Source organism: Agromyces tardus (assembly GCF_003710805.1).
GTDB classification, from domain to species: domain Bacteria; phylum Actinomycetota; class Actinomycetes; order Actinomycetales; family Microbacteriaceae; genus Agromyces; species Agromyces tardus.
Genome location: NZ_RHHB01000002.1, coordinates 208,564 through 230,713 on the forward strand (window position 1 = coordinate 208,564; position 22,150 = coordinate 230,713).

The 22,150-nt window shown below is 72.5% G+C and carries 18 protein-coding genes; 7 read left to right on the forward strand and 11 right to left on the reverse strand.

From position 1 onward, the window contains the following. Positions 1-3: 3 nt before the first annotated feature. Positions 4-1,290 (reverse strand): alpha-hydroxy acid oxidase, encoded by a 1,287-nt coding sequence (locus EDM22_RS02915; RefSeq protein WP_122935543.1) that lies wholly within the window; start codon positions 1,288-1,290, stop codon positions 4-6. 62 nt (positions 1,291-1,352) lie between these two features. Then, positions 1,353-2,168, reverse strand: coding sequence for a FadR/GntR family transcriptional regulator (locus EDM22_RS02920; RefSeq protein WP_122935544.1), 816 nt, complete (start codon positions 2,166-2,168; stop codon positions 1,353-1,355). A 143-nt stretch (positions 2,169-2,311) separates the two neighbouring features. Here EDM22_RS02920 and EDM22_RS02925 point away from each other — a divergent pair, with 143 nt between their 5' ends. Then, on the forward strand, positions 2,312-2,983 hold the full coding sequence (locus EDM22_RS02925; protein WP_170963986.1) for a DUF1707 SHOCT-like domain-containing protein: 672 nt from the start codon (positions 2,312-2,314) through the stop codon (positions 2,981-2,983). A 50-nt stretch (positions 2,984-3,033) separates the two neighbouring features. Here the strand turns inward: EDM22_RS02925 and EDM22_RS02930 are convergent, their stop codons facing one another. Together EDM22_RS02930 and EDM22_RS02935 are read right to left on the reverse strand one after the other, a co-directional pair. Further along, positions 3,034-4,143 (reverse strand): NYN domain-containing protein, encoded by a 1,110-nt coding sequence (locus tag EDM22_RS02930; protein WP_122935546.1) that lies wholly within the window; start codon positions 4,141-4,143, stop codon positions 3,034-3,036. A 232-nt stretch (positions 4,144-4,375) separates the two neighbouring features. Next, the gene (locus EDM22_RS02935; protein WP_122935547.1) at positions 4,376-4,969 is read right to left on the reverse strand and encodes a DJ-1/PfpI family protein; all 594 of its coding nucleotides are present in this window, start codon (positions 4,967-4,969) and stop codon (positions 4,376-4,378) included. Positions 4,970-5,186: 217 nt separating this feature from the next. On the opposite strand from EDM22_RS02935, the gene EDM22_RS02940 reads away from it, so the two are divergent. From EDM22_RS02940 to EDM22_RS02950, 3 genes are all read left to right on the forward strand, one after another. Further along, a complete protein-coding gene (locus tag EDM22_RS02940) occupies positions 5,187-5,963 on the forward strand; it encodes an IclR family transcriptional regulator (RefSeq protein WP_122935548.1) in 777 nt (258 codons plus the stop codon). A gap of 81 nt (positions 5,964-6,044) precedes the next feature. Beyond that, on the forward strand, positions 6,045-7,628 hold the full coding sequence (locus EDM22_RS02945; RefSeq protein WP_122935549.1) for a serine hydrolase: 1,584 nt from the start codon (positions 6,045-6,047) through the stop codon (positions 7,626-7,628). A gap of 68 nt (positions 7,629-7,696) precedes the next feature. Next, positions 7,697-9,337: an alpha/beta hydrolase gene (locus EDM22_RS02950; protein ID WP_138708009.1), complete on the forward strand. Its 1,641-nt coding sequence runs from the start codon at positions 7,697-7,699 to the stop codon at positions 9,335-9,337. A 39-nt stretch (positions 9,338-9,376) separates the two neighbouring features. On the opposite strand, the gene EDM22_RS02955 is transcribed toward EDM22_RS02950, so the two are convergent. Beyond that, positions 9,377-10,348, reverse strand: a complete 972-nt coding sequence (locus tag EDM22_RS02955; protein ID WP_122935551.1) for a serine hydrolase domain-containing protein — start codon at positions 10,346-10,348, stop codon at positions 9,377-9,379. Between the two features lie 14 nt (positions 10,349-10,362). Next, positions 10,363-11,301 (reverse strand): 2-hydroxyacid dehydrogenase, encoded by a 939-nt coding sequence (locus EDM22_RS02960; protein WP_122935552.1) that lies wholly within the window; start codon positions 11,299-11,301, stop codon positions 10,363-10,365. A gap of 44 nt (positions 11,302-11,345) precedes the next feature. On the opposite strand from EDM22_RS02960, the gene EDM22_RS02965 reads away from it, so the two are divergent. Further along, positions 11,346-11,939 (forward strand): hypothetical protein, encoded by a 594-nt coding sequence (locus tag EDM22_RS02965; protein WP_122935553.1) that lies wholly within the window; start codon positions 11,346-11,348, stop codon positions 11,937-11,939. A gap of 69 nt (positions 11,940-12,008) precedes the next feature. Here the strand turns inward: EDM22_RS02965 and EDM22_RS02970 are convergent, their stop codons facing one another. From EDM22_RS02970 to EDM22_RS02990, 5 genes are read right to left on the reverse strand one after another with little or no spacing between them, the layout of a single operon-like run. Next, the gene (locus EDM22_RS02970; protein WP_122935554.1) at positions 12,009-13,463 is read right to left on the reverse strand and encodes a rhamnulokinase; all 1,455 of its coding nucleotides are present in this window, start codon (positions 13,461-13,463) and stop codon (positions 12,009-12,011) included. Continuing rightward, positions 13,460-15,496, reverse strand: a complete 2,037-nt coding sequence (locus tag EDM22_RS02975; protein ID WP_122935555.1) for a bifunctional aldolase/short-chain dehydrogenase — start codon at positions 15,494-15,496, stop codon at positions 13,460-13,462. Before EDM22_RS02975 ends, EDM22_RS02970 begins: the two co-directional genes overlap by 4 nt. Beyond that, positions 15,493-16,650 carry an alpha/beta hydrolase gene (locus tag EDM22_RS02980; protein WP_122935556.1) on the reverse strand — a complete coding sequence of 386 codons (1,158 nt, stop codon included), beginning with the start codon at positions 16,648-16,650 and terminating at the stop codon, positions 15,493-15,495. Before EDM22_RS02980 ends, EDM22_RS02975 begins: the two co-directional genes overlap by 4 nt. A 4-nt stretch (positions 16,651-16,654) precedes the next feature. Further along, a complete protein-coding gene (gene rhaI, locus EDM22_RS02985; protein ID WP_122935557.1) occupies positions 16,655-17,821 on the reverse strand; it encodes an L-rhamnose isomerase in 1,167 nt (388 codons plus the stop codon). Beyond that, positions 17,818-18,333 carry an L-rhamnose mutarotase gene (locus EDM22_RS02990; protein WP_122935558.1) on the reverse strand — a complete coding sequence of 172 codons (516 nt, stop codon included), beginning with the start codon at positions 18,331-18,333 and terminating at the stop codon, positions 17,818-17,820. The genes rhaI and EDM22_RS02990 overlap by 4 nt, the downstream gene beginning before the upstream one ends. Before the next feature lie 351 nt (positions 18,334-18,684). Here EDM22_RS02990 and EDM22_RS02995 point away from each other — a divergent pair, with 351 nt between their 5' ends. After that, positions 18,685-20,970 (forward strand): beta-glucosidase family protein, encoded by a 2,286-nt coding sequence (locus tag EDM22_RS02995; RefSeq protein WP_212591876.1) that lies wholly within the window; start codon positions 18,685-18,687, stop codon positions 20,968-20,970. Between the two features lie 112 nt (positions 20,971-21,082). Next, positions 21,083-22,138: a LacI family DNA-binding transcriptional regulator gene (locus tag EDM22_RS03000; protein WP_122935559.1), complete on the forward strand. Its 1,056-nt coding sequence runs from the start codon at positions 21,083-21,085 to the stop codon at positions 22,136-22,138. Positions 22,139-22,150 lie beyond the last annotated feature (12 nt).

The window sequence follows — 22,150 nt, forward strand, 5'->3', positions numbered from 1 at the left end:
CACTCAGAGCTGCACGGGCAGGCGCGACGCGGCGAGCTCCGCGGCATCCGCCACCGGACGTGCGACCGGCTGCAGCCGCGCGAGCTGCGTGACGTGCTGCGGGCCGAGCTCGTCGAGCGTCGCGACCTCGAGGAGCTTCATCGTGCGCTCGATCTCGCCGCGCAGGATCTGGATGGTGCGATCGACGCCGCGACGCCCGCCGGCCATGAGGCCGTAGAGGTAGGCGCGGCCGATGAGCGTGAATCGCGCACCCAGGGCGACGGATGCCACGATGTCGGCGCCGTTCATGATGCCCGTGTCGACGTGCACCTCGAGGTCGTCGCCGACCTCGCGCACGACGTGCGGCAGCAGGTGGAACGGGATCGGCGCGCGGTCGAGCTGCCGGCCGCCGTGGTTCGACAGCACGATGCCGTCGACGCCGCGGCCGGCGAGGAGCTTCGCGTCCTCGACGGTCTGCACGCCCTTGACCACGATCCTGCCGGGCCAGATCTCGCGGATGACGTCGAGGTCCTCGAACGAGATCGTGGGGTCCATCGCCGAGTCGAGCAGTTCGCCCACGGTGCCGCCCGTCGACTGCAGCGACGCGAACTCGAGCTTCGGGGTCGTGAGGAAGTTGATCCACCACGCCGGGCGGGGGAGCGCGTTGATGATCGTGCCGGGCGTGAGCTGCGGGGGGATCGAGAAGCCGTTGCGCTTGTCGCGCAGGCGGGCGCCCGCGACGGGAGTGTCGACCGTGAAGAAGAGCGTGTCGAATCCGGCGGATGCCGCACGGCGGGCGAGCTCGTACGAGATCTCGCGGTTCCTCATCACGTACAGCTGGAACCAGTTGCGGCCCGTGGGGTTCGCGGCCTTCACGTCCTCGATCGAGGTCGTGCCGAGCGTCGACAGCGTGAACGGGATGCCGGCCGCACCCGCCGCTCCCGCCCCGGCGACCTCGCCCTCGGTCTGCATGAGGCGGGTGAAGCCCGTGGGCGCGATGCCGAACGGCAGCGCGCTCGGGCCCCCGAGCACCTCGCGGCTCGTGTCGACCACGGGCACGTTGCGCAGGATCGACGGGTGGAACTCCACGTCCTGGAATGCCTGGCGCGCCCGCGCGAGCGACAGCTCGCCCTCGGCGGCGCCCTCGGTGTAGTCGAACGGCGCCTTCGGCGTGCGGCGCTTGGCGATGTCGCGCAGGTCGGCGATCGTGAGCGCGTTCTCGAGGCGGCGCTCGGTGGGGTTGAGGGTGGGCTTCTTGAACTTCATGAGCTCGGCGAGCTCGCCGATCTTGGGGAGTTGGCGCTGGACCATGTGCTGCTCTCTCTCAGGCGGGGTTCGTGTCGTGTCGTGCCGGTCTCGGCTGCGGCGGGGTCTCACGTGATGTCGTTCTCGCCGGTGGGAACGACATCGACTGCGACCTCGTCGAGGTCGGCGGGGTGGGGAGGGGGCTCAGGGGTGGCGAAAGTGCGGTCGGGGGAGGTCTGGGCGTAGTAGCCCGAGATGTGGTCGTGCATGCGGGTGCGGGCGGTCGCGGCATCCGCTGCCCGGATCGCGGCGACCACGCCGCGGTGCTCGCTGCGCAGGCGGGCGGATGCCGCGTGCCAGTCGTCGATGCGGGCGAGCCCGGCGAGCGCGTAGCCCTCGATGCCGCTGCGCAGGCCCGCCATCGTGGCGGTGATGACCTGGTTGCCCGACGCCTCGGCGAGCGCGAGGTGGAAGGCCGCGTCGAGCGCCAGGAAGTCGGGGGCGGCGAGGGCCGCGTCGTCCATGGCGTCGAGCAGGCGGTCGGCCGCCGCGAGATCGGGCCCGGGCTCGACGGCGGATGCCGCGGCGAGATCGCCCGCGACGGATGCCTCGAGCACGAGCCGCGTCGCGACGATGTCGGCCACGGGGAATCCGCTCGCCGCGACCTGCAGGCGCATGAGGGCGCTCATGCCGCCGCCCGGCGTGGCGATGATGATCGCGCCGGCGGTGGGCCCGGAGCCCGTGTGCGTGCGGATGAGCCCGAGCACCTCGAGCACCCGCAGGGCTTCGCGCACGCTCGAGCGGCCGACGCCGAGCTCCGCGGCCAGCGCGCGCTCGCCGGGAAGGCGATCGCCGGGGGCGAGGTCGCCGTCGAGCAGCCTGCGCTCGATGTGCTGGAGCACCTGCTCCCAGGCGCGTGGCTCGGCGGATGCGTCAGCTGCCATGCCGCTCGTTCCCCTCGCCGCTCCCATGTGGTCTGACCACACTGTACCAGATGTGGTCAGACCACACAGGGGGTTCCGCTGCGCGCACCTCACGGGCCGTACGACCCTTGCCGCATGCCGAACGGAGCGGGCACGCTGGACGGATGAGCGGATACGCGAACCCCGATCAGCCCGAGCAGCGACTCAGCGACGCCGAGCGGGAGGCCGCCGTGGCGCAGCTCGCCGTGGCCCGTGCCGAGGGGCGCCTCACGTCCGCCGAGTACGACCAACGAGCCACGGCGGCGCAAGCGGCGCTGACTCGCGCGGACCTCGTGCCGCTCTTCGAGGACCTGCCGGAGACGACGGCGGCGCCTCCGCGGGTCGCGGCCTACTCGACGACGGCGACGGCGCCACCCGCCGCCACCGTCGCCGAGGCGTCGACGCCGCGCCCCTCGCGGGCGCTCGGGGGCCGCATCGGCGACACGATCATGGGCGTGACGCCGTTCCTCGCGGTGGCCCTGTTCTTCATCACGGGGTTCCAGGTCAGCTTCATGTGGGCCTGGCTGTGGTTCCTGCTGATCCCGATCGTCGGCATCATCATCTACGGTCCCGGTCGCCGGAACGAGCCCGAGGAGCCGACCCGCCCGTCCCGAGCGCTCGGCGGTCGCATCGGCGACACGATCATGGCGCTGACCCCGTTCCTCGCCGTCGCCCTCTTCTTCCTCACCGGCTTCAACGGCAGCTTCGCCTGGTCATGGCTGTGGTTCCTGATCATCCCGGTGACCGCGATCATCATCTACGGCCCGGGGGGCGGCGGGCGCCGCGGGCGCGACTGACGCGACGACCCGCAGTTCGAGGGAACGGGGGCGTTTCGCGGAGGCGGGCGTCAGCCCTTCTTCGGGCGGATGCGGACGCGGGTCTGCCCCGACTCGTCGAGTTCGACGACGCCGCCGCGCGACTTCAGGAAGTCGGTGAAGGTCGCGAAGCCGAGCCGCCGCTCCTGGAACGACGGGTCCATGCGCAGCATCTGGTTCTTCACGGCGCTCGGCGACTGCCACTCCTGGTCGTTCTTCGCGCGCATGAGCTCGAGCGCCTTGAGCAGCAGGCGGCCCGGGTTGCGGGGAGTGCCCGTCGCTCCGTCCTCGGCGGCGCCCGGCTCGACCGGTGCCACGAACTGCACGGCCTTCGACGACCCCTTGGTCGTCGGGGCTTCGGTCGGCGTGGCTGCCTCGGGCTCGGCGTCGGCGGATGCCGCATCCGTCACGGTCTTCGACGATGCACGTCGGCGCCGCGCGGGCGGGGCTGCCGCCTCGGGGGCGGCCTCCGCGACCGGCTCGGCCACCGCCGGCTCGGCCGCTGCCCCGCGCCCTGACGCCGCCGCCCTGGGCTCTGGGGCGCGCGGCGCGGCCTCGACCTCGTCGTCCCGCACCGCGGCATCCGTGGCAAGCAGCGCGTCGTAGTCGGCGTACTCGTCGCACGCGGCGGTGAGCGCGCGGCTCGTGCCGCCCGCGACGCCGATGCCGACGACGTAGCGGCCGAGTCGCTTGGCCTTCTGCGCGAGCGCGACGTAGTCGGAGTCGCCCGCCACGATGACGATGTGCGAGAGGTCGTCGATGCGGAACATGTCCTCGACGGCGTCGACCGCGAGGCGGATGTCGGCGCCGTTCTTCGTCGCCGAGAGCGGGAAGAGCTGCACGAGGTCGACCGCGCGGTCGATGAGCTGGCCGCGGTAGCTCGCGTTCACGGGCGTCGACCAGTCGGCGTAGGCGCGCGCGATGGCGATCGTGCCGAACGTCGCTGCGAAGTCGAGCACGGCGTCGATGTCGACCGTCGCCTGCTTGAGGCGCTCGGCCGCGACCGTGCCGGCCGAGACGGCCTTGGTGCGCGAGGTGTCCTTGCGGTACTGGCTGTCGCCGTGCAACTGGTCGTACCGGGAGATGACGATGTTGTCGAAGTCGAAGTAGAGCGCGACCCGGGGTTCTGCCGTAGTGGGCATGCCGACCTTCCGTCGATGGGTTCCCCTCGATCGTAGGCCCGGATGGGTGGGTCGTGGGTCGAGGAGGGGTGCGGGGGCTCGAGACCCGGCCGCGTGGACCGGGTCTCGAGACGGCCGCGGGCGACCTCCTCGACGCGCAGAAGCGGGTCCTCCTCAGGTCTCGAGACGGCCGCGGGCGGCCTCGTCGACCCGCACCGGCAGGGGTCTCCCCGACCCGCAGAGCGGGGAGCGCTCAGCCGGCGGCGACGCCCGCGAGCCGGGCGTCGGCGCGCACGCCGGCGGCCTCGAGCACCTCGAGGAACGCCTTCATCCACGTGCCGTTGTCGGGCCACGCGCGGGCGGTCACGAGGTGTCCGTCGACCACGCCGCCGCCGTTCTCGAACACGCCGCCGGCCACCTCCACGTCGACCGCGAGCTCGGGGTACGCCGACGAGGTGCGGCCCTGCAGCACGCCGGCCGCCGCGAGCAGCAGCGGGCCGTGGCAGGTCGCGGCGACCGGCTGGTCGGTCTCGAAGAAGTGCCGCACGATGCGCTTCGCATCCTCGTTGTTGCGGATGTACTCGGGCGCACGGCCGCCGGGCACCACGATCGCCACGTAGTCGGCGGGGTCGACGTCGGCGAACGCGACATCCGCCGGCCATCGGTGCCCGAGCTTCTCGGTGTACGTGTCGAACCCGTCGACGAAGTCGTGCACCACGAACTGCAGCGTGCGCGCCTCGGGGGCGCCGATGTGCACCTCGAAGCCCGCCTCCTGCAGGCGGTGGTAGGGGTAGAACACCTCGAGGGTCTCGGCTGCGTCGCCGGTGAGGATGAGGATCTTCGACATCGTGTACCTCTCTGCACGTCGGGCCTGCGGGTGCAGGCCCGGTGGGCTGTGCGGGCGGGCGGGCGGATGCCGCGGAGCCCCCGCGCACCCAGCGTGCGCGTCGCCGGGACCCCGCGTCACCCCTGCTTCGCACTATGTGCGAATCGCCGGCCGATCTCGATCGCCGGGGTCGCCTTCGGCCGGACACGCCCCCGATCGCGCGGCGTAGCATCGGGGCATGAGCGCAGTGGAGCGCCGGGGCGGCGCGGGCATCCAGTCGGCGGAGCGAGCGCTGCGCATCCTCGAACTCGTCGGCGCGGCCCCCACCGGGCTCACCGCGGCCGAGATCGCCGATCGCCTCGGCCTCGGCCAGTCGACCACCTACCGGCTGCTCGCGACGCTGCAGCACGACGACTACCTCGCCCGCCAGCCCGGCGAGCACCGCTACATCCTGGGCCGCTCGGTCGACGAGCTCGGCAGGGCGCTCCAGGTGCAACTCGTCGCGACCGATCCGGTGCGGGCGGTGCTGCGGGCGCTCCACGACGCCGTGCACGCGCCCGCGTACCTCACGGTGTTCCGCGGCGACGACATCGCCGTGGCGCACATCGCGGACTCGCCCGACCACCCGCGCATCGGCCAGCTGCACGTCGGCTTCGCCGAGGCCTCGCACACCACGGCGTTCGGCAAGCTCATGCTCGCGTCGCGCGACGACGCCGCCGTGGCGCGGTTCCTCGAGCGGCGCGGCGCGGCGCGGCTCACGGCGTCGAGCATCACGGATGCCGCGACGCTGCGCGACCAGCTCGACGAGGTGCGCGCCCAGCAGCTCGCCGTGGAGGTCGAGGAGTACCTCCCGAAGCTGGCGTGCATCGCCGCCCCCGTGCGCAGCCCCGCCGGACGCGTCGTCGGCGCGGTGTCGGTGTCGGTCTCATCGAAGGACCTGCCGTCGCGGGCGTGGGAGCTCGAGCGCGCGGTGCGACGCGGTGCGTGGCAGGTGTCGGCGCGCGTCGCGGGGTAGCCATGCCCCCCGGATGCGCGTGAGCGCCGCATCCGCGATCGGCAATAGTCTCGGGAGCACGGCCATCGCGAGGAGTCCCCTATGACGCACCCACGTTCCGCCCTTCCGGTCATCGCCGTGGCCGCAGTGCTCGCGCTCGCCGGGTGCACCGCCGAACCGGCGTACGCCCCGCGCCACGTCTCGGGCGACACGCCCGCGGGCGACGCGGTCGAGCTCGCCGCCGACGGGCTCGACGGAGCGCTCGAGGAGCTGCCGGCGATCGTGGAGCGCGTGCTCGAGGAGTCGGGCGTGCCCGGCGCCGCCGTCGCGGTCGTGAAGGACGACGAGCTGCTGTTCGCCGACGGGTTCGGCGTCAAGGTCATCGGCGGCGACGACCCGATCGACAAGGAGACGGTGTTCCAGATCGCCTCGATGTCGAAGCCCATCGGCGCGACCGTCGTCGCGACCCAGGTGGACGCGGGCGTCGTCGACTGGGACACCCCGGCCGCGCCCCTCGTGCCCGGGTTCGCCCTCTCCGATCCGTGGGTGACCGACCACGTGACCATCGGCGACCTGTACGCCCATCGGTCGGGGTTGCCCATGGCCGCGGGCGACGACCTCGAAGACGTCGGGTACGACCGCGACGAGGTGCTCCAGCGCCTGCGCTTCGAGCCGCTCGACCCGTTCCGCACCACGTACAACTACGCGAACTTCGGCATGACGACCGGTGCGCAGGCCGTCGCGAACGCGGCGGGCGTCGACTGGGAGACGCTGTCGGAGCAGGAGCTCTACGAACCGCTCGGCATGGACTCGACGAGCTCGCGCTACGAGGACTTCGTCGCGCGCGACGACCGTGCGACCCTGCACGCGCTCGTGGGCGGGAAGTTCCAGCCGCTCTACGAACGCGACCCCGACGCCCAGTCGCCCGCGGGCGGCGTGAGCTCGAACGTCGTCGACATCGCGAAGTGGATGTCGCTCATCATCGGCCAGGGGAGCTCGGCGGGCACCGACCTCATCGACTCCGAGGCGCTCACGCCCGCCATCTCGGCCGAGGTCGTGTCGGGACATCCGCCGTTCCCCGGTCGGCCCGGAATGTACGGGTACGGCTTCAACGTCGGATCCCAGCCGAGCGGGCGCGTCACGCTCAGCCACTCGGGTGCGTTCACGCTCGGCGCCGCGACGAACTTCCAGATCGTGCCCGAGCTCGGGCTCGGGGTCGTCGCACTCACGAACGCCGGTCCGGTCGGCGCCGCCGAGGCGATCGTCGCCGAGTTCCTCGACCGCGTGCAGTTCGGCGAGAGCACGCGCGACTGGTACCCCGCCTACAACGGGGCCCTCGCGCACTACTACGCGCCCGCCGGCGACCTCGCCGGCGAGACGGCACCGGCCGACCCCGCGGCATCCGGCCCCCTCGAATCGTTCGTGGGCACCTGGTCGAACGAGTACTTCGGCGACGCCGTGGTGGAGCTCGACGGCGATACGCTCGTCGTGAAGCTCGGCCCCGACGGCGGCTACGAGTTCGACCTCGAGCCGTGGGACGGCGACACGTTCGCGTTCGTGCCCACGGGTGAGAACGCACCCGACGGCTCGCTGTCGTCGGCGACGTTCGCCCTCGGCGGCGGCGCGGGCGACCGCATGACGCTGCAGTTCTTCGATGCGAACGGACTCGGCACCTGGACCCGGTGACGCGGCCGCCGGATGCCGTGATCGGGGTGACGTCGCGCGCCTCCGCGGCGACGCGTGACGGGGGAACGATGCGCGAACGGCGCTGGTGGCAGCTCGACCCCGGGGGCGCCGTCGTCGGGCTGCTCCTCGCCGCGCTCTCGATGACGCCGTCGCTGCTGCCGCGTCCGGCGCTCTTCCAGGGGCTCATCACGGGGTTCGGCTTCGCGATCGGCTACGCCGTCGGCGTCGGCCTGTGGTGGCTCGTGCGTCGGTTCGTCGCGTGGCGGCCGACGACCGACCAGCGACGCGTCGCGTGGTGGAGCTACCTCGGCGTGGCCGCGGTCGCCACCGTCGTGCTCGCCGTGCTCTCGCTCGGGTGGCAGAACGAGGTGCGCCGTGCGGTGCGGATGCCGGAGGTCGACGGGTTCGACTTCCTCGTGTTCGTCGTGGGGTTCGTTCCCGTCGTGGTGCTCGGCATCGCGAGCGGCCGCGGCATCCGGCGCCTGTACCGCCGCGCGGAGCGCACGTGGGGACGCGCGTGGGGCACGGTCGCGACGGCCGCCACGGTGGTCGTGGGCGTCGCCGTGCTGCTCTCGGTCGTGATGTTCGGGCTCGACCGGCTCTACCTCGCCAACAACGGGCCCGCGGCGCCGTGGGTGACGGAGCCCGTGAGCGGCGCGAGGTCGGCGGGTCCCGACTCCGAGGTCGACTGGGATCTCGTGGGCCGGCACGGCACCGCGTTCCTCGGCGGCGGCCCGAGCGCCGCCGACATCGAGGAACTCACCGGCGAGCCCGCACTCGAGCCCGTGCGCGTCTACGTCGGGCAGGCGAACGCGCCCACCGTCGAGGAGCGGGCCGCGATGGCCGTGCGCGAGCTCGAGCGCACGGGTGGCTTCGACCGCGACGTGCTCGTCGTCGCGACGACCACCGGGTCGGGATGGCTCGAGCCGCAGACGGTCGACGCGATCGAGTACCTGCACGGCGGCGACACCGCGATCGTGTCGACGCAGTACGCGTACACGCCGAGCTGGGTGTCGTTCGTGTTCGACCCCGACGCGCCGGTCGCGGCATCCGTCGCCCTGTTCGACGCCGTGCGCGCGAAGTGGGAGACGCTGCCCGCCGACGATCGACCCCAGCTGGTCGCGTACGGGCTGAGCCTCGGCGCGCACGGCGCCCAGGAGACGTTCGCCGACCTCGACGACGTGCGCGGCCGCACCGAGGGCGCGCTCTTCGTCGGCAGCCCCAACGGCTCGGCGCTGTGGCGCACCCTCACCGAGGGACGCGACGAGGGCAGCCCGCAGTGGCAGCCCGTGGTCGACGGCGGGCGGCAGGTGCGCTGGCACTCGACGGCAGGCGACTTCGGGGCGCTCGGCCCCGGCTGGGAGGAACCACGCGTCGCGTACCTGCAGCACGCCACCGACCCGGTCACCTGGCTCGGACTCGAGCTCATCTGGGCCGAGCCCGACTGGCTGAAGTCCGGCCAGCGCTCGGACGACCTCAGCGACTCGATGCGCTGGATCCCCGCCGTCACCGCCGTGCAGCTCGTCGTCGACATGTTCATGGGCGAGAGCGTCCCGGCGTCGTACGGGCACAACTACGGCGATGTCGTGCTCGACGGCTGGCGTGCCGTCACGGGCGACGGCGGGCTCGACGTCGCCGCGCTCGCGCGCATCCAGGAGGTCCTCGAGGGGTACGCGCAGGTGCAGCCGATCGGCAGCGTCAGCGAGTAGCAACCCGCCCTGTGCTGGTTGAGCCTGTCGAAACCCGGGTCAGGATGCCGCGGCCACCGCGTTGTGCAACTGGTCGGCGTCGAGGCCGAAGCGCCCGATGCCCCCGCCCACGTTCGCGAGCAGCACGAAGCACACGCCGCGCGAGGGCGTGATCCAGAACTCGGTGCCGGCCCAGCCGCCGTGGCCGAACGTGTCGTTCGCGAGCAGGCCCGGCGCGGACTGCCGCACGTTCCAGGTGAAGCCCCAGTCCTGGCCGCGCGAGGCGACGTAGGGCTCGAGCTTCGGCAGGCCGGCGGTGAGCGGGCGCAGCATCGCCTCGGCGGTGACCGGCGCGACGAGCGAGCCGTCGGTGCGCAGCAGCGCGCTGCCCACCGCGAGCAGGTCGGCGGCGCGGGCCAGCAGCCCGGCTCCCGGATGCCGCAGCGCCGCGAAGCGGGCGTAGTCGAGCCCCTGCTCGGCTGCCTCGACGGGGGCGTGCGGCGAGACCGAGGCGTCGAAGGTGAAGCCGGAGGCATCCGCCCGCTCGCCGACCCGCGCCACGGCCTGCTCCCACGGCGCACCGGAGGCGTGCTCGATGAGCGCCGCGATGCCCTCGAAGGCGATCGTCGAGTAGCGCGACACGGCGCCGGCCGCGAAGTCGCGACCCGGTGCGAGCAGCGACGGCCGCAGCCCGTCGGGGGTGTCGAGGGGCGGCTCGACGATGCCCGAGGTGTGGCTCGCGAGGTGCCGCAAGCGCACGACGTCGTCGCGCCCGGTGCCGAACTCGGGGATCGCCGCAGTGAGCGGCGTCTCGGGAGTGAGCCGGCCCTGCTCCACGAGGTGCAGCGCCGCGAGCCCCACGATGGGCTTCGTGATCGAGAACAGCGGGTAGTGGTCGTCGACGGATGCCGCGCCGAACCCGTCGAGCGCGGCGACCCCCGCTGCCGTCGCCACGCCGAGCACCGCGCTGGGCAGCGGACCCTCCTCGACGTGGCGGCGGACCCAGTCGAAGGCGTGGTCGAAGCGTGGCATCGGTGTCCTCTCGGTCAGCTGCGCAGCACGACGTTGCGCGGCTCGTCGCCGCGCAGCATCCGCTCGATCTGGTCGCGGAGCAGCCGCGCCATGCGGGGGATCATCGCGCTCGTCGCGCCGCCGACGTGCGGCGAGATGAGCACGTTCGGCAGGGCGAAGAGCGCATGGCCCTCGGGGAGCGGCTCGGGGTCGGTGACGTCGAGGGCGAAGCGCAGGCGCCCGCTCGCAGCCTCGGCGAGGATCGCCTCGGTGTCGGCGACGGGTCCGCGGGCGACGTTCACGACGAGGGCGCCGTCGGGCAGCGCCGCGAGGAAGGCTGCGTCGACGAGGCCGGTCGTGGCATCGGTGAGGGGCACGCCGACGATCACGATCTCCGCCTCGGGCAGCAGCGCCGGCAGTTCGTCGATGCCGTGGATGCGGCCGTGCTCGTCGTCGCGCGCGTGGCTCGCGACCCGGGTGAGCACCACCTCGAACGGCGCGAGGCGCGCCTCGATCGCCTGGCCGACGCCGCCGAAGCCGAGCAGCAGCACCCGTCGGTCGGCGAGGCTGGCGTGCCGTGCGGGCGCCCACCGGCCCTCGGCGGCGGCGCGCACGAAGTCGGGGATGCCGCGCTGCGCCGCGATCGCGAGGCCCACGGCGAGCTCCGCGGTCGAGGTCTCGTGCACGGATGCCGCGTTGGCGAACACGTGGCCCGGTGGCAGGGCGGCGGGCACGTCGTCGTAGCCGATCGACTGCGACTGCACGAGCCGCACATCGAGACCGGCGAGTGCCCCGAGGCGAGCCGCGGCGCCCATGTAGGGCGGCACGACGATGTCCAGGTGCTGCGCCGGCGGCGATGACCGCAGGTCCCAGACGACCACCTCGGCTCCCTCGGGCACACCGCCCGGCGTCGCCGCGAGGGCGGTGCGGAGGGTCTCACCGGGCACGGTCACGAGCAGGCGGGGTGCGGTCATGCCGCAATCCTTCCAGAGGCCGCGGCCGCTGCTAGCTTGGGCGCATGACGGAGGCGGCAGGCGGGGCGGCAGGCGACGCGGCGGGCGAGGCTTCGGCCGACGCCGGGGGCAGGACATCGCCGCTGGGCCGTCGGAGCCGGCACGACCGACCCGTCGACGAACGGGCCGAGGCGCTCAAGGAGCGCGTCTACGCGACCTTCACGGGCCTCGCGATCGTGCTCGTGCAGCAGACGAACGTCGAGCACATCACCGCGGCGCGCGCGACGCTCACGCTGCTCGTCGGCATCGTGGCGATCAGCGCGGCGGGATTCGTGGCCGACGTGATCGCGCACCTCGCCGTGCACGCCGCGTTCCCCGACCGCGCCGAGCTCGGCCGCATGCTGCGCACCGCCGGCTCGGCGGTCGGGTCGGCGAGCGTGCCGCTGCTCGTGCTCGCGCTCGCCGCACTCGGCGTGTTCGAGCTCGAGGGCGCGCTGCGGGCCGCCTCGATCGTGTACCTCGTCACGCTCGGCCTGCTCGGGTACGTCGCGGTGCGCCGAACCCGCGTCGCCTGGTGGAAGCAGCTGCTCGCGCTCGGCGCGCTCGTCGCGCTGGGCCTCGCCGTCGTCGGCCTGCAGCAGCTCGCCCACGGGCACTGACCCGCCGCCGGTCGAGGAGGCCGCCCCGCGGCCGTATCGAGACCTTCGATCCACGCCCACCGCCCCGCGTCAGCGCCCCGACGGCTCGTACCGCCTCGGCGCGAACGCCGCGGCGACGAGCGCGCGCAGCGACTCGAGGTCGCCCCTCGCGAAGCCCTGCGCCCGCGCCTGCACGAGCACGTTGCCGATCGCGGTCGCCTCGACGGGGCCCGCGAGCACGGGAATGCCGGAGCGATCCGCCGTGCGCCGGCAGAGCAGCTCGTTGAGCGCGCCCCCGCCGACGACGTGGATCGTCTCGACGTCGACGCCCGACAGGATCGACGCGGTGCGCACGGCGCCGGCGAACGCCTCGGCGAGGCTCTCGATGATCGACCGCGCGAACTCGGCGCGGCTCGCCGGCGCGGCGACGCCGTGCTCGGCGCACCACTCGGCGATGCGGCCCGGCATGTCGCCCGGCGCCAGGAACCGCGGGTCGTTCGCGTCGAACACGGGCACCGACGCGGTGACGGATGCCGCGGCCGCGAGCAGTCCGCCCAGGTCGATCGCCTCGCCGTCGCGTTCCCACCACCGCACCGACTCCGACAGCAGCCACAGTCCCATGACGTTGTGCAGGAACCGCACGCGCCCGTCGACGCCGCCCTCGTTCGTGAAGTTGGCCGCGCGCGCGGCATCCGTCGTCACGGGGTGCTCGAGCTCGACGCCCACGAGGCCCCACGTGCCGCACGAGATGTAGGCGGCCGACTCGGCGCGCATCGGCACGGCCACGACGGCCGACGCGGTGTCGTGCGATCCGACCGCGACGACCTCGATGCCCGCGGGCGCGCCCAGGTCGGCGGCGACGCCGGCGCGGAGGCCGCCGAGCGACTCGCCGGGCGAGACGAGCGGTGCGAAGACGGATGCCCCGAAGCCGAGCCGCTCGATGAGCTCGTCGTCCCACTCGCCCGACTCGACGGCGACGAGGCCCGTCGTCGACGCGTTCGTGCGCTCGGACACCTTCGCGCCCGTGAGCTGGAACCCGATGAGGTCGGGGATCAGCAGGAGCGAATCGGCGAGGTCGAGCCAGCCTCCCGGTCGGGCACCGTCACTCGCCGCGTCGCGCTCCGCCGCGAGCTGGTAGACCGTGTTGAACGGCAGGAACTGCAGGCCGTTGCGCCGGTAGAGCTCCTCGAACGGCACGACCCGGTGCACGGCCTCGACTGCGGCCTCGTTGCGTTCGTCGCGGTAGTGGAAGGGCTCGCCGAGCAGGCGACCGCCGCGCAGCAGCCCGTAGTCGACGGCCCACGAGTCGACGCCGATCGACGCGACCGCGGGGTCGCGGCGGAACGCGTCGGCGAGGCCGCGGGTGAGGTCGCGGTAGAGGCCGGTGAGGTCCCAGTGCAGGCCCGAGGCGAGGCGCACGGGCCCGTTGGGGAACCGGGCGACGTGGCCGAGTTCGAGCGTGCCGGCGCGCTGGTCGACCCGGCCGAGGATGACGCGCCCGCTCGTCGCGCCGAGGTCGACCGCCGCGACGGTGCCTCCGCTCATCGCAGGAACGCCGCCGCGACGCCCGCGTCGACGGGGATGTGCAGCCCGGTGGTGTGGCTGAGCTCGGGCCCGGTGAGCACGATGACCGCGTTGGCGACGTGCTCGGGGAGCACCTCGCGCTTGAGGATCGTGCGCTGGGCGTAGAACTTGCCGAGGTCCTCCTCCTCGATGCCGTACGTCTTGGCGCGGTTCGCGCCCCAGCCGGAGGCGAAGATGCCAGAGCCCCGCACGACGCCGTCGGGGTTGATGCCGTTGACCTTGATGCCGTACTCGCCGAGCTCGACGGCGAGGAGGCGCACCTGGTGCGCCTGGTCGGCCTTCGTCGCCGAGTAGGCGATGTTGTTCGGTCCGGCGAACACCGAGTTCTTCGACGAGATGTAGATGATGTCGCCGCCGAGGCCCTGGTCGATGAGCACGCGGGCGGCGGCCTTCGACACGAGGAAGGAGCCCTTCGCCATGACGTCGTGCTGCAGGTCCCAGTCGGCCTCGGTGGTCTCGAGCAGGGGCTTCGAGAGCGAGAGTCCCGCGTTGTTCACGACGAGGTCGAGTCCGCCGAAGGCGAGCACGGCGTCGTCGATCGCGGCCTGCACGGCCGCCGCATCCGTCACGTTCGCCTGCACGCCGATCGCGACATCCGTCGACCCGAGCTCGGCCGCCGCGGCCTGCGCCTTCTCCAGGTCGAGGTCGGCGATCACGACGCACGCGCCCTCGGCCGCGAGGCGGGTGGCGATGGCCTTGCCGATGCCGGATGCCGCGCCCGTGACGAGCGCGATCCGCGTCGCGTGCGGCTTGGGCTCGGGCATGCGCTGGAGCTTCGCCTCCTCGAGCGCCCAGTACTCGATGCGGAACTTCTCGGCGTCGCTGATGGGGGAGTACGTCGACAGCGCCTCCGCCCCGCGCATCACGTTGATGGCGTTGATGTAGAACTCGCCGGCCACGCGGGCGGTCTGCTTGTTCGCGCCGTACGAGAACATGCCCACGCCCGGCACGAGCACGATGAGCGGGTCGGCGCCGCGGATCGCCGGCGACGCGGCATCCGCGTGCGCGTCGTAGTACGCCTGGTAGTCGGCGCGGTAGGCCTCGTGCAGCTCCTTCAGGCGCGCGATGGATGCCTCGATGCCGGCGTCGGCCGGCAGGTCGAGCACCATCGGCTTCACCTTGGTGCGCAGGAAGTGGTCGGGGCAGCTCGTGCCGAGCGCCGCCAGCCGCGGGTGCTCGCTGCTCGCGAGGAAGTCGAGCACCTCGGGGGCGTCCGTGAAGTGGCCGACCATGGGCTTGTCGTGGGATGCGAGGCCGCGGATCGTGGGGGCGAGGGCGGCGGCCTTCGCACGGCGCTCGGCGGGCTCGAGCGGCCCGTAACCGGACAGTGCGGAACCGAACGGGTCGGCCTTGCCGTGCTCGGCGATGTACGCGGCGGCGGTGTCGATGATCCAGAGCGAGTTGCGCTCCGACTCCGCGCTCGTGTCGCCCCACGCGGTGATGCCGTGGCCGCCGAGGATGCAGCCGATCGCCTGCGGGTTCGCCGCCTTGATCTCGGCGATGTCGAGACCGAGCTGGAAGCCGGGACGCCGCCAGGGTACCCAGACGACCCGGTCGCCGAAGATCTTCGCCGTGAGCTCCTCGCCGTCGGCCGCCGTCGCGATCGCGATGCCCGAGTCGGGGTGCAGGTGGTCGACGTGCGCCGCGTCGACGAGCCCGTGCATGGCCGTGTCGATCGAGGGGGCCGCGCCGCCCTTGCCGTGCAGGGTGTAGTCGAACGCGGCGACCATCTCGTCCTCGCGGTCGACGCCCGGGTAGACGTCGACGAGCGCGCGCAGCCGGTCCAGTCGAAGCACCGCGAGGCCCGCCTCGGTGAGGGTGCCCAGGTCGCCGCCCGAGCCCTTCACCCACAGCAGCTCGACGGGCTCGCCCGTGACCGGGTCGGTCTCGGTGCCCTTGGCCGACGTGTTGCCGCCGGCGTAGTTCGTGTTCCTGGGGTCGGCGCCGAGGCGGTTCGACCGCGCGATGAGGTCGACAGCAGCCTGGTTCGTCATGAGGGGATTCCTTCGTTGGTGCGGAGGGTGGTCAGGTGGTCGGATGTCGCCGGTCGAGTAGGGCGCTCAGCGCCCGCGCCCGCCGGTCGAGTAGGGCGCTCAGCGCCCGTATCGAGACCCGACAGCCCGTCGATCCAGCGCACGACGCGCTCGATCGAGGCGGATGCCGCGGGCCCATCCGGCCGGTTCAGGTGTCCGTGCTCGGTGCCAGCCTCGGTCGAGAGCTCGAGCGACACGCCCGCCTCGACGAGCGTCGCGGCGAACACCTCGCCCGAGACGCGGAGCTCGTCGGCCTCGCCGTTGATCATGAGCACGGGCGGGAATCCCACGACGTCGGATGCCGCGGCCCGGCCGGGCACGGCCGGAAGCGGCGCATCGTCGACGGGGCCGCCGAGGTAGGCCTCGTACATGCTGCGAACGCGGTCGGGACCGAAGCGGTCGGCGTCGGGATTCGCGTCGAGGAGCGCCCGCAGCGCGGCATCCGGTGCCGGCTGCACGGCGAGCAGGGTCGGGTAGGCGAGGAACACGCCCGCGGGCGATTCCGCCGGTCGAGCAGGGCGCGCAGCGCCCGCCCCCTCCGCCGGTCGAGTAGGGCGCGCAGCGCCCGTACCCTCCGCCGGTCGAGTAGGGCGCGCAGCGCCCGTATCGAGACCCGGGGCGCTGGTCTCGATACGCTCGCCGGCGCTCGCTACTCGACCGGCGGGGTCGCTGGCGCTCGCTACTCGACCGGCGGGGTGGGTCGCGATACGCGGCCCCGCCGCTCCTCGATCGGCGGGGCGCAGCAGCCGCAGCACGGCGCCCGCGACGAGGTTCGCGCCCGCGCTCGCCCCGCCCAGCGCCAGGCGGTCGCGGTCGACGCCGAGCTCCTCGGCGTGCGCGAGCGTCCAGCGCCAGGCAGCGAGCACGTCGTCGGACACCGCGGGGTAGCGGCATCCGTCGCCGACGAGCCGGTAGTCGACCGAGACGACCGTGACGCCGCGGGCAGCGAGGGAGCGCGCGACCCAGTCCGCCTCGGGCATGTCGAGGTCGCCCGCGGCGAAGCCGCCGCCGTGCGCCCAGACGAGGCCCGGCGTCGGGCGCGCGGCCGCGGCATCCGCCGGGTACACCCGTACGAGTCCCTCCGCTGCGCCGTACGGCTCGGTCGACTGCGTCATCGGCTCAGGCGCCCCAGCCCGCCTGCACGCCGCCGACGCGGTCGGCCGCGATCTGCTGCAGGTACCCGGATGCCGCGAACGCCGCCATCGGGTCGGCGGGCAGGCCGCGCGACTCGCGCCACTCGGCGAGCGCCGGACGCACGTCGGTGTAGAACGCGTCCATGAACACCGCGTTGGCGGCGAGCACGTCGCCCGACACCTGCGCGGCGCGCAGCGCCTCGGCGTCGACGAGCAGGGCCCGGGCGGTCATCTCCTGCACGTTGAGCACGGAGCGGATCTGGCCGGGGATCTTGTCCTCGACGTTGTGGCACTGGTCGAGCATGAAGGCGACGTCGGGGTTGTTGAGCCCGCCGCCGCGGGCGACCTCGAAGAGGATGCGGAACAGCTGGAACGGGTCGGCCGCGCCCACGATGAGGTCGTCGTCGGCGTAGAAGCGGGAGTTGAAGTCGAACGAGCCGAGCTTGCCCAGGCGCAGGAGCTGCATGACGATGAACTCGATGTTCGTGCCGGGGGCGTGGTGGCCGGTGTCGAGGCAGACCATCGCCTTGTCGCCGAGGGTCGAGACCTGGGCGTAGCTCGTGCCCCAGTCGGGAACGTCGGTGTGGTAGAACGCGGGCTCGAAGAACTTGTACTCGAGCACGAGGCGCTGGTCGTCGCCGAGGCGTTCGTAGATCGTTCGCAGCGACTCGTTGAGGCGGTCCTGGCGGCCGCGCAGGTCGGCCTGTCCGGGGTAGTTCGAGCCCTCGGCGAGCCAGATCTTCAGGTCGCGGCTGCCGGTCGCGTGCATGATGTCGATGCACTCGAAGTGGTGGTCGATGGCCTTCCGTCGCACGGCCGCGTCTTCGTGGGTGAGGGCGCCGAACTTGTAGTCGTCGTCCTGGAAGGTGTTCGAGTTGATCGTGCCGAGGGCGACGCCGAGGTCTTCGGCGTGCTTGCGCAGCACGTCGTAGTCCTCGACCTTGTCCCACGGGATGTGCAGCGCCACGGTCGGCGCGAGCGCGGTGTACGTGTTGACCTGCGCGGCATCCGCGATCTTCTCGAACGGGTCGCGCGGGGTGCCGGGGGTGCCGAACACCTTGAAACGGGTGCCCGAGTTGCCGAACGCCCAGCTCGGCAGTTCGATGGCCTGGAGCTCGAGCTCGCTGAGGACGGTGTCGGGAAGGGTGCTCACGATGCGCTGCTTTCTGTGCTGGTGGGGTCGGATGCCGCGGGGCCGGCGCCTGCGCCGGGTGCGGTGGTCTCGGGGGCGGTGGCGCCGGGTGCGGCGATGCCGGGTGCGGCGGCCTCGGGTGCGGCGGCCTCGGGGGCGGTGGCGGATGCCGCGTCGTCGCGGAGTGCAGCCAGCTGGTCCTCGAGGTGGAACACCTCGGGCAGTCGCGGGGCGCCCTGGTCGGGGCGCGCGCCGTCGAGCGCCACGAAGAACCCGGCCATCTCGGCCTCCCACGGCGCGGTGCGCGGGTCGTTCGCGAGCGACGCCTGGGCCGCCTCGTCGTCGTCGACCTCGTAGTAGCCGATGAGGAGCCCGTCGTCGCGGAGGAAGAGCGAGTAGTTGCGGCGGCCGGACGCCTCGATCGCCCGCAGCATGTCGGGCCAGACGGCGGCGTGGCGGTCGCGGTACTCCGCGAGCCGGTCGGGATCGACCTGCAGCTGGAAGCACACCCGCTCGGTGGTGCCTGTGCTCATCGTCGAGCTCTCCTGTCCGTCGTATGAATCGTTTCAAGAGTAGAACGGATCGAGGGTGATCCGCAAGTGGAAGGGCGTGCCGTCCCGCGATTCCGGGTGAATCGGGTGCGCGGGGCGGACTCGGTCGCGGGTGCCGCGGCTCTCCCGACCCTCCCGGATCGTCCCCGATCGTCTCGGAGCCATCGCAGGGCCGCGGTCCCGACAGTGCCCGACCGCCCGATCGTAGACCGATCCACGAGTTTTATAAAACGTTGCAATTTCTCCTTGACCGCTGGCGAACGGCTCCCGTAAGTTCGCCACCGCGGGCCCGCACTCCCAGTTCACGATCCTCGAAGGAGAGGCGCTGCAATGGTGAAGTCACGCACTATCCCCCTGCATCGACGACGTGGCGGCATGGCCGTCGCCGTCGTCTCAGCCGGTCTCGCGCTGTTGATGGGCGCGGTCGCCGTGCCGTCCGCGGTCGCGGCCGAGACCGACTGCTCGACCGTCCCCTGGATGGACACCGGTGCGTCGTCCGCGGAACGCGCGACGGCCCTGCTCGACGCGAGCAGCCAGCACCAGAAGTACCGCTGGCTGGTGGAACAGCCCGCGGTCACGCCGGCGCGCACCGACTGGGCGCCCGGCAGGGCGGGGGAGAACCCGGTCGTCTACCCCGTTCAGGTGCCCTGCACGCCCACCATCGTCTACACCGACGGCCCCGAGGCGGTTCGCTCGGCCGGCGTGACCGACTTCCCGTCGCAACTCGCGCTCGCGTCGACGTGGGATCTCGACCTCGCCTACGACAAGGGCGTCCAGCAGGCGGAGGAGGCGTTCGCGAAGCGCAAGAACCTGATCCTGGCGCCGGGCATCGCGAGCGGTCGCACGCCCCTGGCCGGCCGCACTCCCGAGTACTTCGGCGAGGACTCGCTGCTCAGCGGCCTCCTCGGTGCGGAGTCCATCGAGGGGATCGAATCGAGCGGCAAGGTCATCTCCGACGTCAAGCACTACCTCGCGAACGAGCAGGAGCTCGACCGGCAGACGAGCTCGTCCAACATGGACGAGCGCACGCTGCGCGAGGTCTACGCGCTGCCGTACGAGATCGCCGTCAAGCGGAGCGATCCCGAGAGCGTGATGTGCGCCTTCAACCAGGTCAACGGCGTCTACATCTGCGAGAGCCCGCTCATGAAGGACGTGCTCAAAGCCGACAACGGCTTCGAGGGATTCATCATGTCGGACTTCGGATCCGTGCACTCCACGGCGGCGTCGCTCATGAACGGCCTCGACCAAGAGCTCAACCGGCCGATCTACTTCACGCCCGAGAAGCTCGACGCGGCACTCGCCGCCGGCGAGATCACGCAGGAGCGGATCGACGAGGCGGCCTTCACGGTGGTCAAGTCCTACATCGACGGCGGGCTCTTCGACCACCCGCTGCCGGCCATCGCGGCCACCGAGGCATCCACCCCCTCGGGCGAAGCCGTCGCGCTGCGCATCGCGGAGGAGGGCAGCGTGCTGCTCAAGAACGACGGGGTGCTGCCGCTCGCGGCCACCGAGGGGCAGACGATCGCCCTCATCGGGCCGACCGCGTCGAGCACCCCGACGACCGTCTCCGGGCAGCCCGTGAGCGCGATCTCGGTGTGCAGCCTCACGCTCCGGTTCAACCCCGCGGCGCCGCCGCGGAACACGCTGCCGTGCGAGGACGTGGTCTCCGCCGAGACGGCGCTGACCGAACGGGCCGCCGAGGTCGGTGCATCCGTCGTCTGGAACAACGGACAGGACCTGCAGTCGGCGGCAGCCGCGGCCGCGAGCGCCGACGTGGCCGTCGTGGTCGGCTACCAGCGCATGGGCGAGTTCAGCGACATCCCCGACCTGCACCTGCAGGGCGGCGGCGATGCGCTCATCCAGGCGGTCGAGCAGGCGAACCCGAACACGGTGGTCGTCCTGCAGACGGGCAGCGCGGTGGAGATGCCGTGGCTCGGCGGCGTGCAGGCGGTGCTCGAGACGTGGTACGGCGGCGAGCAGCAGGGTCCGGCGATCGCGTCGCTGCTGTTCGGCGACACGGCGCCGACCGGCAAGCTGCCCATGACCTTCCCGCGCAGCACGGCCGACCTGCCGACGCAGACGTCCGCGCAGTACCCGGGCATCTTCTCCGACGGCTCGACGACGCGGCCGGCGGGCACGACCGAGATCCGGCAGGTCTTGTACTCCGAAGGCCTCGAGGTCGGTTACAAGTGGTACCAGGCGCAGGGCATCGATCCGCTGTTCGCGTTCGGCCACGGCCTCACCTACACGACCTTCGCGTACGACAAGGTGCAGGTGACGCCCAAGTCGACCGACGGCGCCAAGGAGATCCGGATCAGCTTCCGGGTCACCAACACCGGCGATCGTGCCGGCACCGAGACCGCCCAGGCCTACGTGGCGCTCCCGGGCTCCACGGGCGCTCCCGGCACCCGTCTCGTCGGCTGGCAGAAGGTGACGCTGCAGCCAGGTGAGCACGCGAACGTGACGATCGCGCTCTCGCCGGAGGACCTCGCGGACTTGCACCTCCTCGAGTACTGGAATACCGAGGCCGGCGACTGGTCGACGGCGGCCGGCACGTACGGCGTGGCCGTCGGCGGCTCGTCCGACGTCGACGTGTCGACCTCGTTCGCCATCAAGTAGCGGCGACGGGTCGGGGGAGCGGGTTCGCCCGTTCCCCCGACCCACACGTCCGGGGGGTCCTCGACGTGGCCGGTCGACGCGATCCCGCGGATGTCGCGGATACGATCCTCCTATGCGGAGGCGAACGCCGGCGGAGTCGCCGAGCAAGCTGTCGGATGTCGCGCGGCTCGCCGGCGTGTCCCTCTCGACCGTCTCCAACGTGCTCAACCATCCGACTCGCGTGGCGGCGAGCACGCGCACTCGCGTCGAAGCCGCGATCTCCGAACTCGGATTCACGCCCAACCGGAACGCGCGGGCGCTCGTCGTCGGAACCACCGATTCCATCGGCCTGGTCGTGTTCGACCTCAAGAACTCGCTCTTCGTCGACATCGCGCGCGGTGCGCAGCGCCGTGCACGCGGCCGCGGCTACAGCCTGCAGGTGGGCAGCAGCGACAGTGACGTCGAGCAGCAGGCGGAGCATCTTCGCTTCTTCGACGCGGCGCAGGTCTCGGGACTCATCCTCGCCCCCATGCACGACGCCCCCGAAAGCGTGGACCGTCTGCGCAGCCACGGCCGGCCGGTCGTGATCGTCAACCACGATCCCGCCGAGGCGAACGTCTGCCGGGTGCTCGTGGACAACGAGCAGGCGGGGTTCCTCGCCGTGCGACACCTGATCGAATGCGGAGCCCGCCGCCTCGGCATCGTCGCGGGACGGCGCGACCTCCAGCCGGTCGAACTCCGCGTCGAGGGTGCCCACCGTGCCGCACGTGAGTCAGCGGTGCCCGTCGAGGTCGTCGAGTACCCGGTGGACGGCCTCGAGCCCGAGTACGGCGATCGGATGGGTTCGCGCCTCGCAGCGCTGGACCGCGACGAGCGACCCGACGCCGTGCTGGCGGTCACCGACATGCTCGCGATGACCATCATCAGCCGGCTCACGGCCCAGGGGATCCGGGTGCCCGACGACATCCGAGTCATGGGCTGCGATCACAACACGGCTGCCTGGGGCGGTGCGATCCCGCTCAGCTCGGTGTCGCTGCGGGGCGAGGCGCTCGGCGAGCACGCCGTCGACCTCCTGCTCGACGAGATCGACGACCCGGCCGGTCACGTCCACGAGACGATCACGATCGGGCCGTCGCTGCACATCCGCGAGAGCACGGTGGGTCGGCCCACGGCCACCCCGCCTGCGTAGTCCGCTCCCGGG

Bases quoted from the DNA above. Each gene is read 5' to 3' on its own strand.
- EDM22_RS02925 (WP_170963986.1), top strand. From the start codon at position 2,312: ATGAGCGGATACGCGAACCCCGATCAGCCCGAGCAGCGACTCAGCGAC.
- EDM22_RS02950 (WP_138708009.1), top strand. From the start codon at position 7,697: ATGCGCGAACGGCGCTGGTGGCAGCTCGACCCCGGGGGCGCCGTCGTC.
- EDM22_RS02960 (WP_122935552.1), bottom strand. From the start codon at position 11,301: ATGACCGCACCCCGCCTGCTCGTGACCGTGCCCGGTGAGACCCTCCGC.
- EDM22_RS02975 (WP_122935555.1), bottom strand. From the start codon at position 15,496: ATGACGAACCAGGCTGCTGTCGACCTCATCGCGCGGTCGAACCGCCTC.
- EDM22_RS02945 (WP_122935549.1), top strand. From the start codon at position 6,045: ATGACGCACCCACGTTCCGCCCTTCCGGTCATCGCCGTGGCCGCAGTG.
- EDM22_RS03000 (WP_122935559.1), top strand. From the start codon at position 21,083: ATGCGGAGGCGAACGCCGGCGGAGTCGCCGAGCAAGCTGTCGGATGTC.
- EDM22_RS02965 (WP_122935553.1), top strand. From the start codon at position 11,346: ATGACGGAGGCGGCAGGCGGGGCGGCAGGCGACGCGGCGGGCGAGGCT.
- EDM22_RS02955 (WP_122935551.1), bottom strand. From the start codon at position 10,348: ATGCCACGCTTCGACCACGCCTTCGACTGGGTCCGCCGCCACGTCGAG.
- EDM22_RS02940 (WP_122935548.1), top strand. From the start codon at position 5,187: ATGAGCGCAGTGGAGCGCCGGGGCGGCGCGGGCATCCAGTCGGCGGAG.
- EDM22_RS02915 (WP_122935543.1), bottom strand. From the start codon at position 1,290: ATGGTCCAGCGCCAACTCCCCAAGATCGGCGAGCTCGCCGAGCTCATG.
- EDM22_RS02990 (WP_122935558.1), bottom strand. From the start codon at position 18,333: ATGAGCACAGGCACCACCGAGCGGGTGTGCTTCCAGCTGCAGGTCGAT.
- EDM22_RS02980 (WP_122935556.1), bottom strand. From the start codon at position 16,650: ATGACGCAGTCGACCGAGCCGTACGGCGCAGCGGAGGGACTCGTACGG.
- EDM22_RS02920 (WP_122935544.1), bottom strand. From the start codon at position 2,168: ATGGCAGCTGACGCATCCGCCGAGCCACGCGCCTGGGAGCAGGTGCTC.
- EDM22_RS02970 (WP_122935554.1), bottom strand. From the start codon at position 13,463: ATGAGCGGAGGCACCGTCGCGGCGGTCGACCTCGGCGCGACGAGCGGG.
- EDM22_RS02930 (WP_122935546.1), bottom strand. From the start codon at position 4,143: ATGCCCACTACGGCAGAACCCCGGGTCGCGCTCTACTTCGACTTCGAC.
- EDM22_RS02935 (WP_122935547.1), bottom strand. From the start codon at position 4,969: ATGTCGAAGATCCTCATCCTCACCGGCGACGCAGCCGAGACCCTCGAG.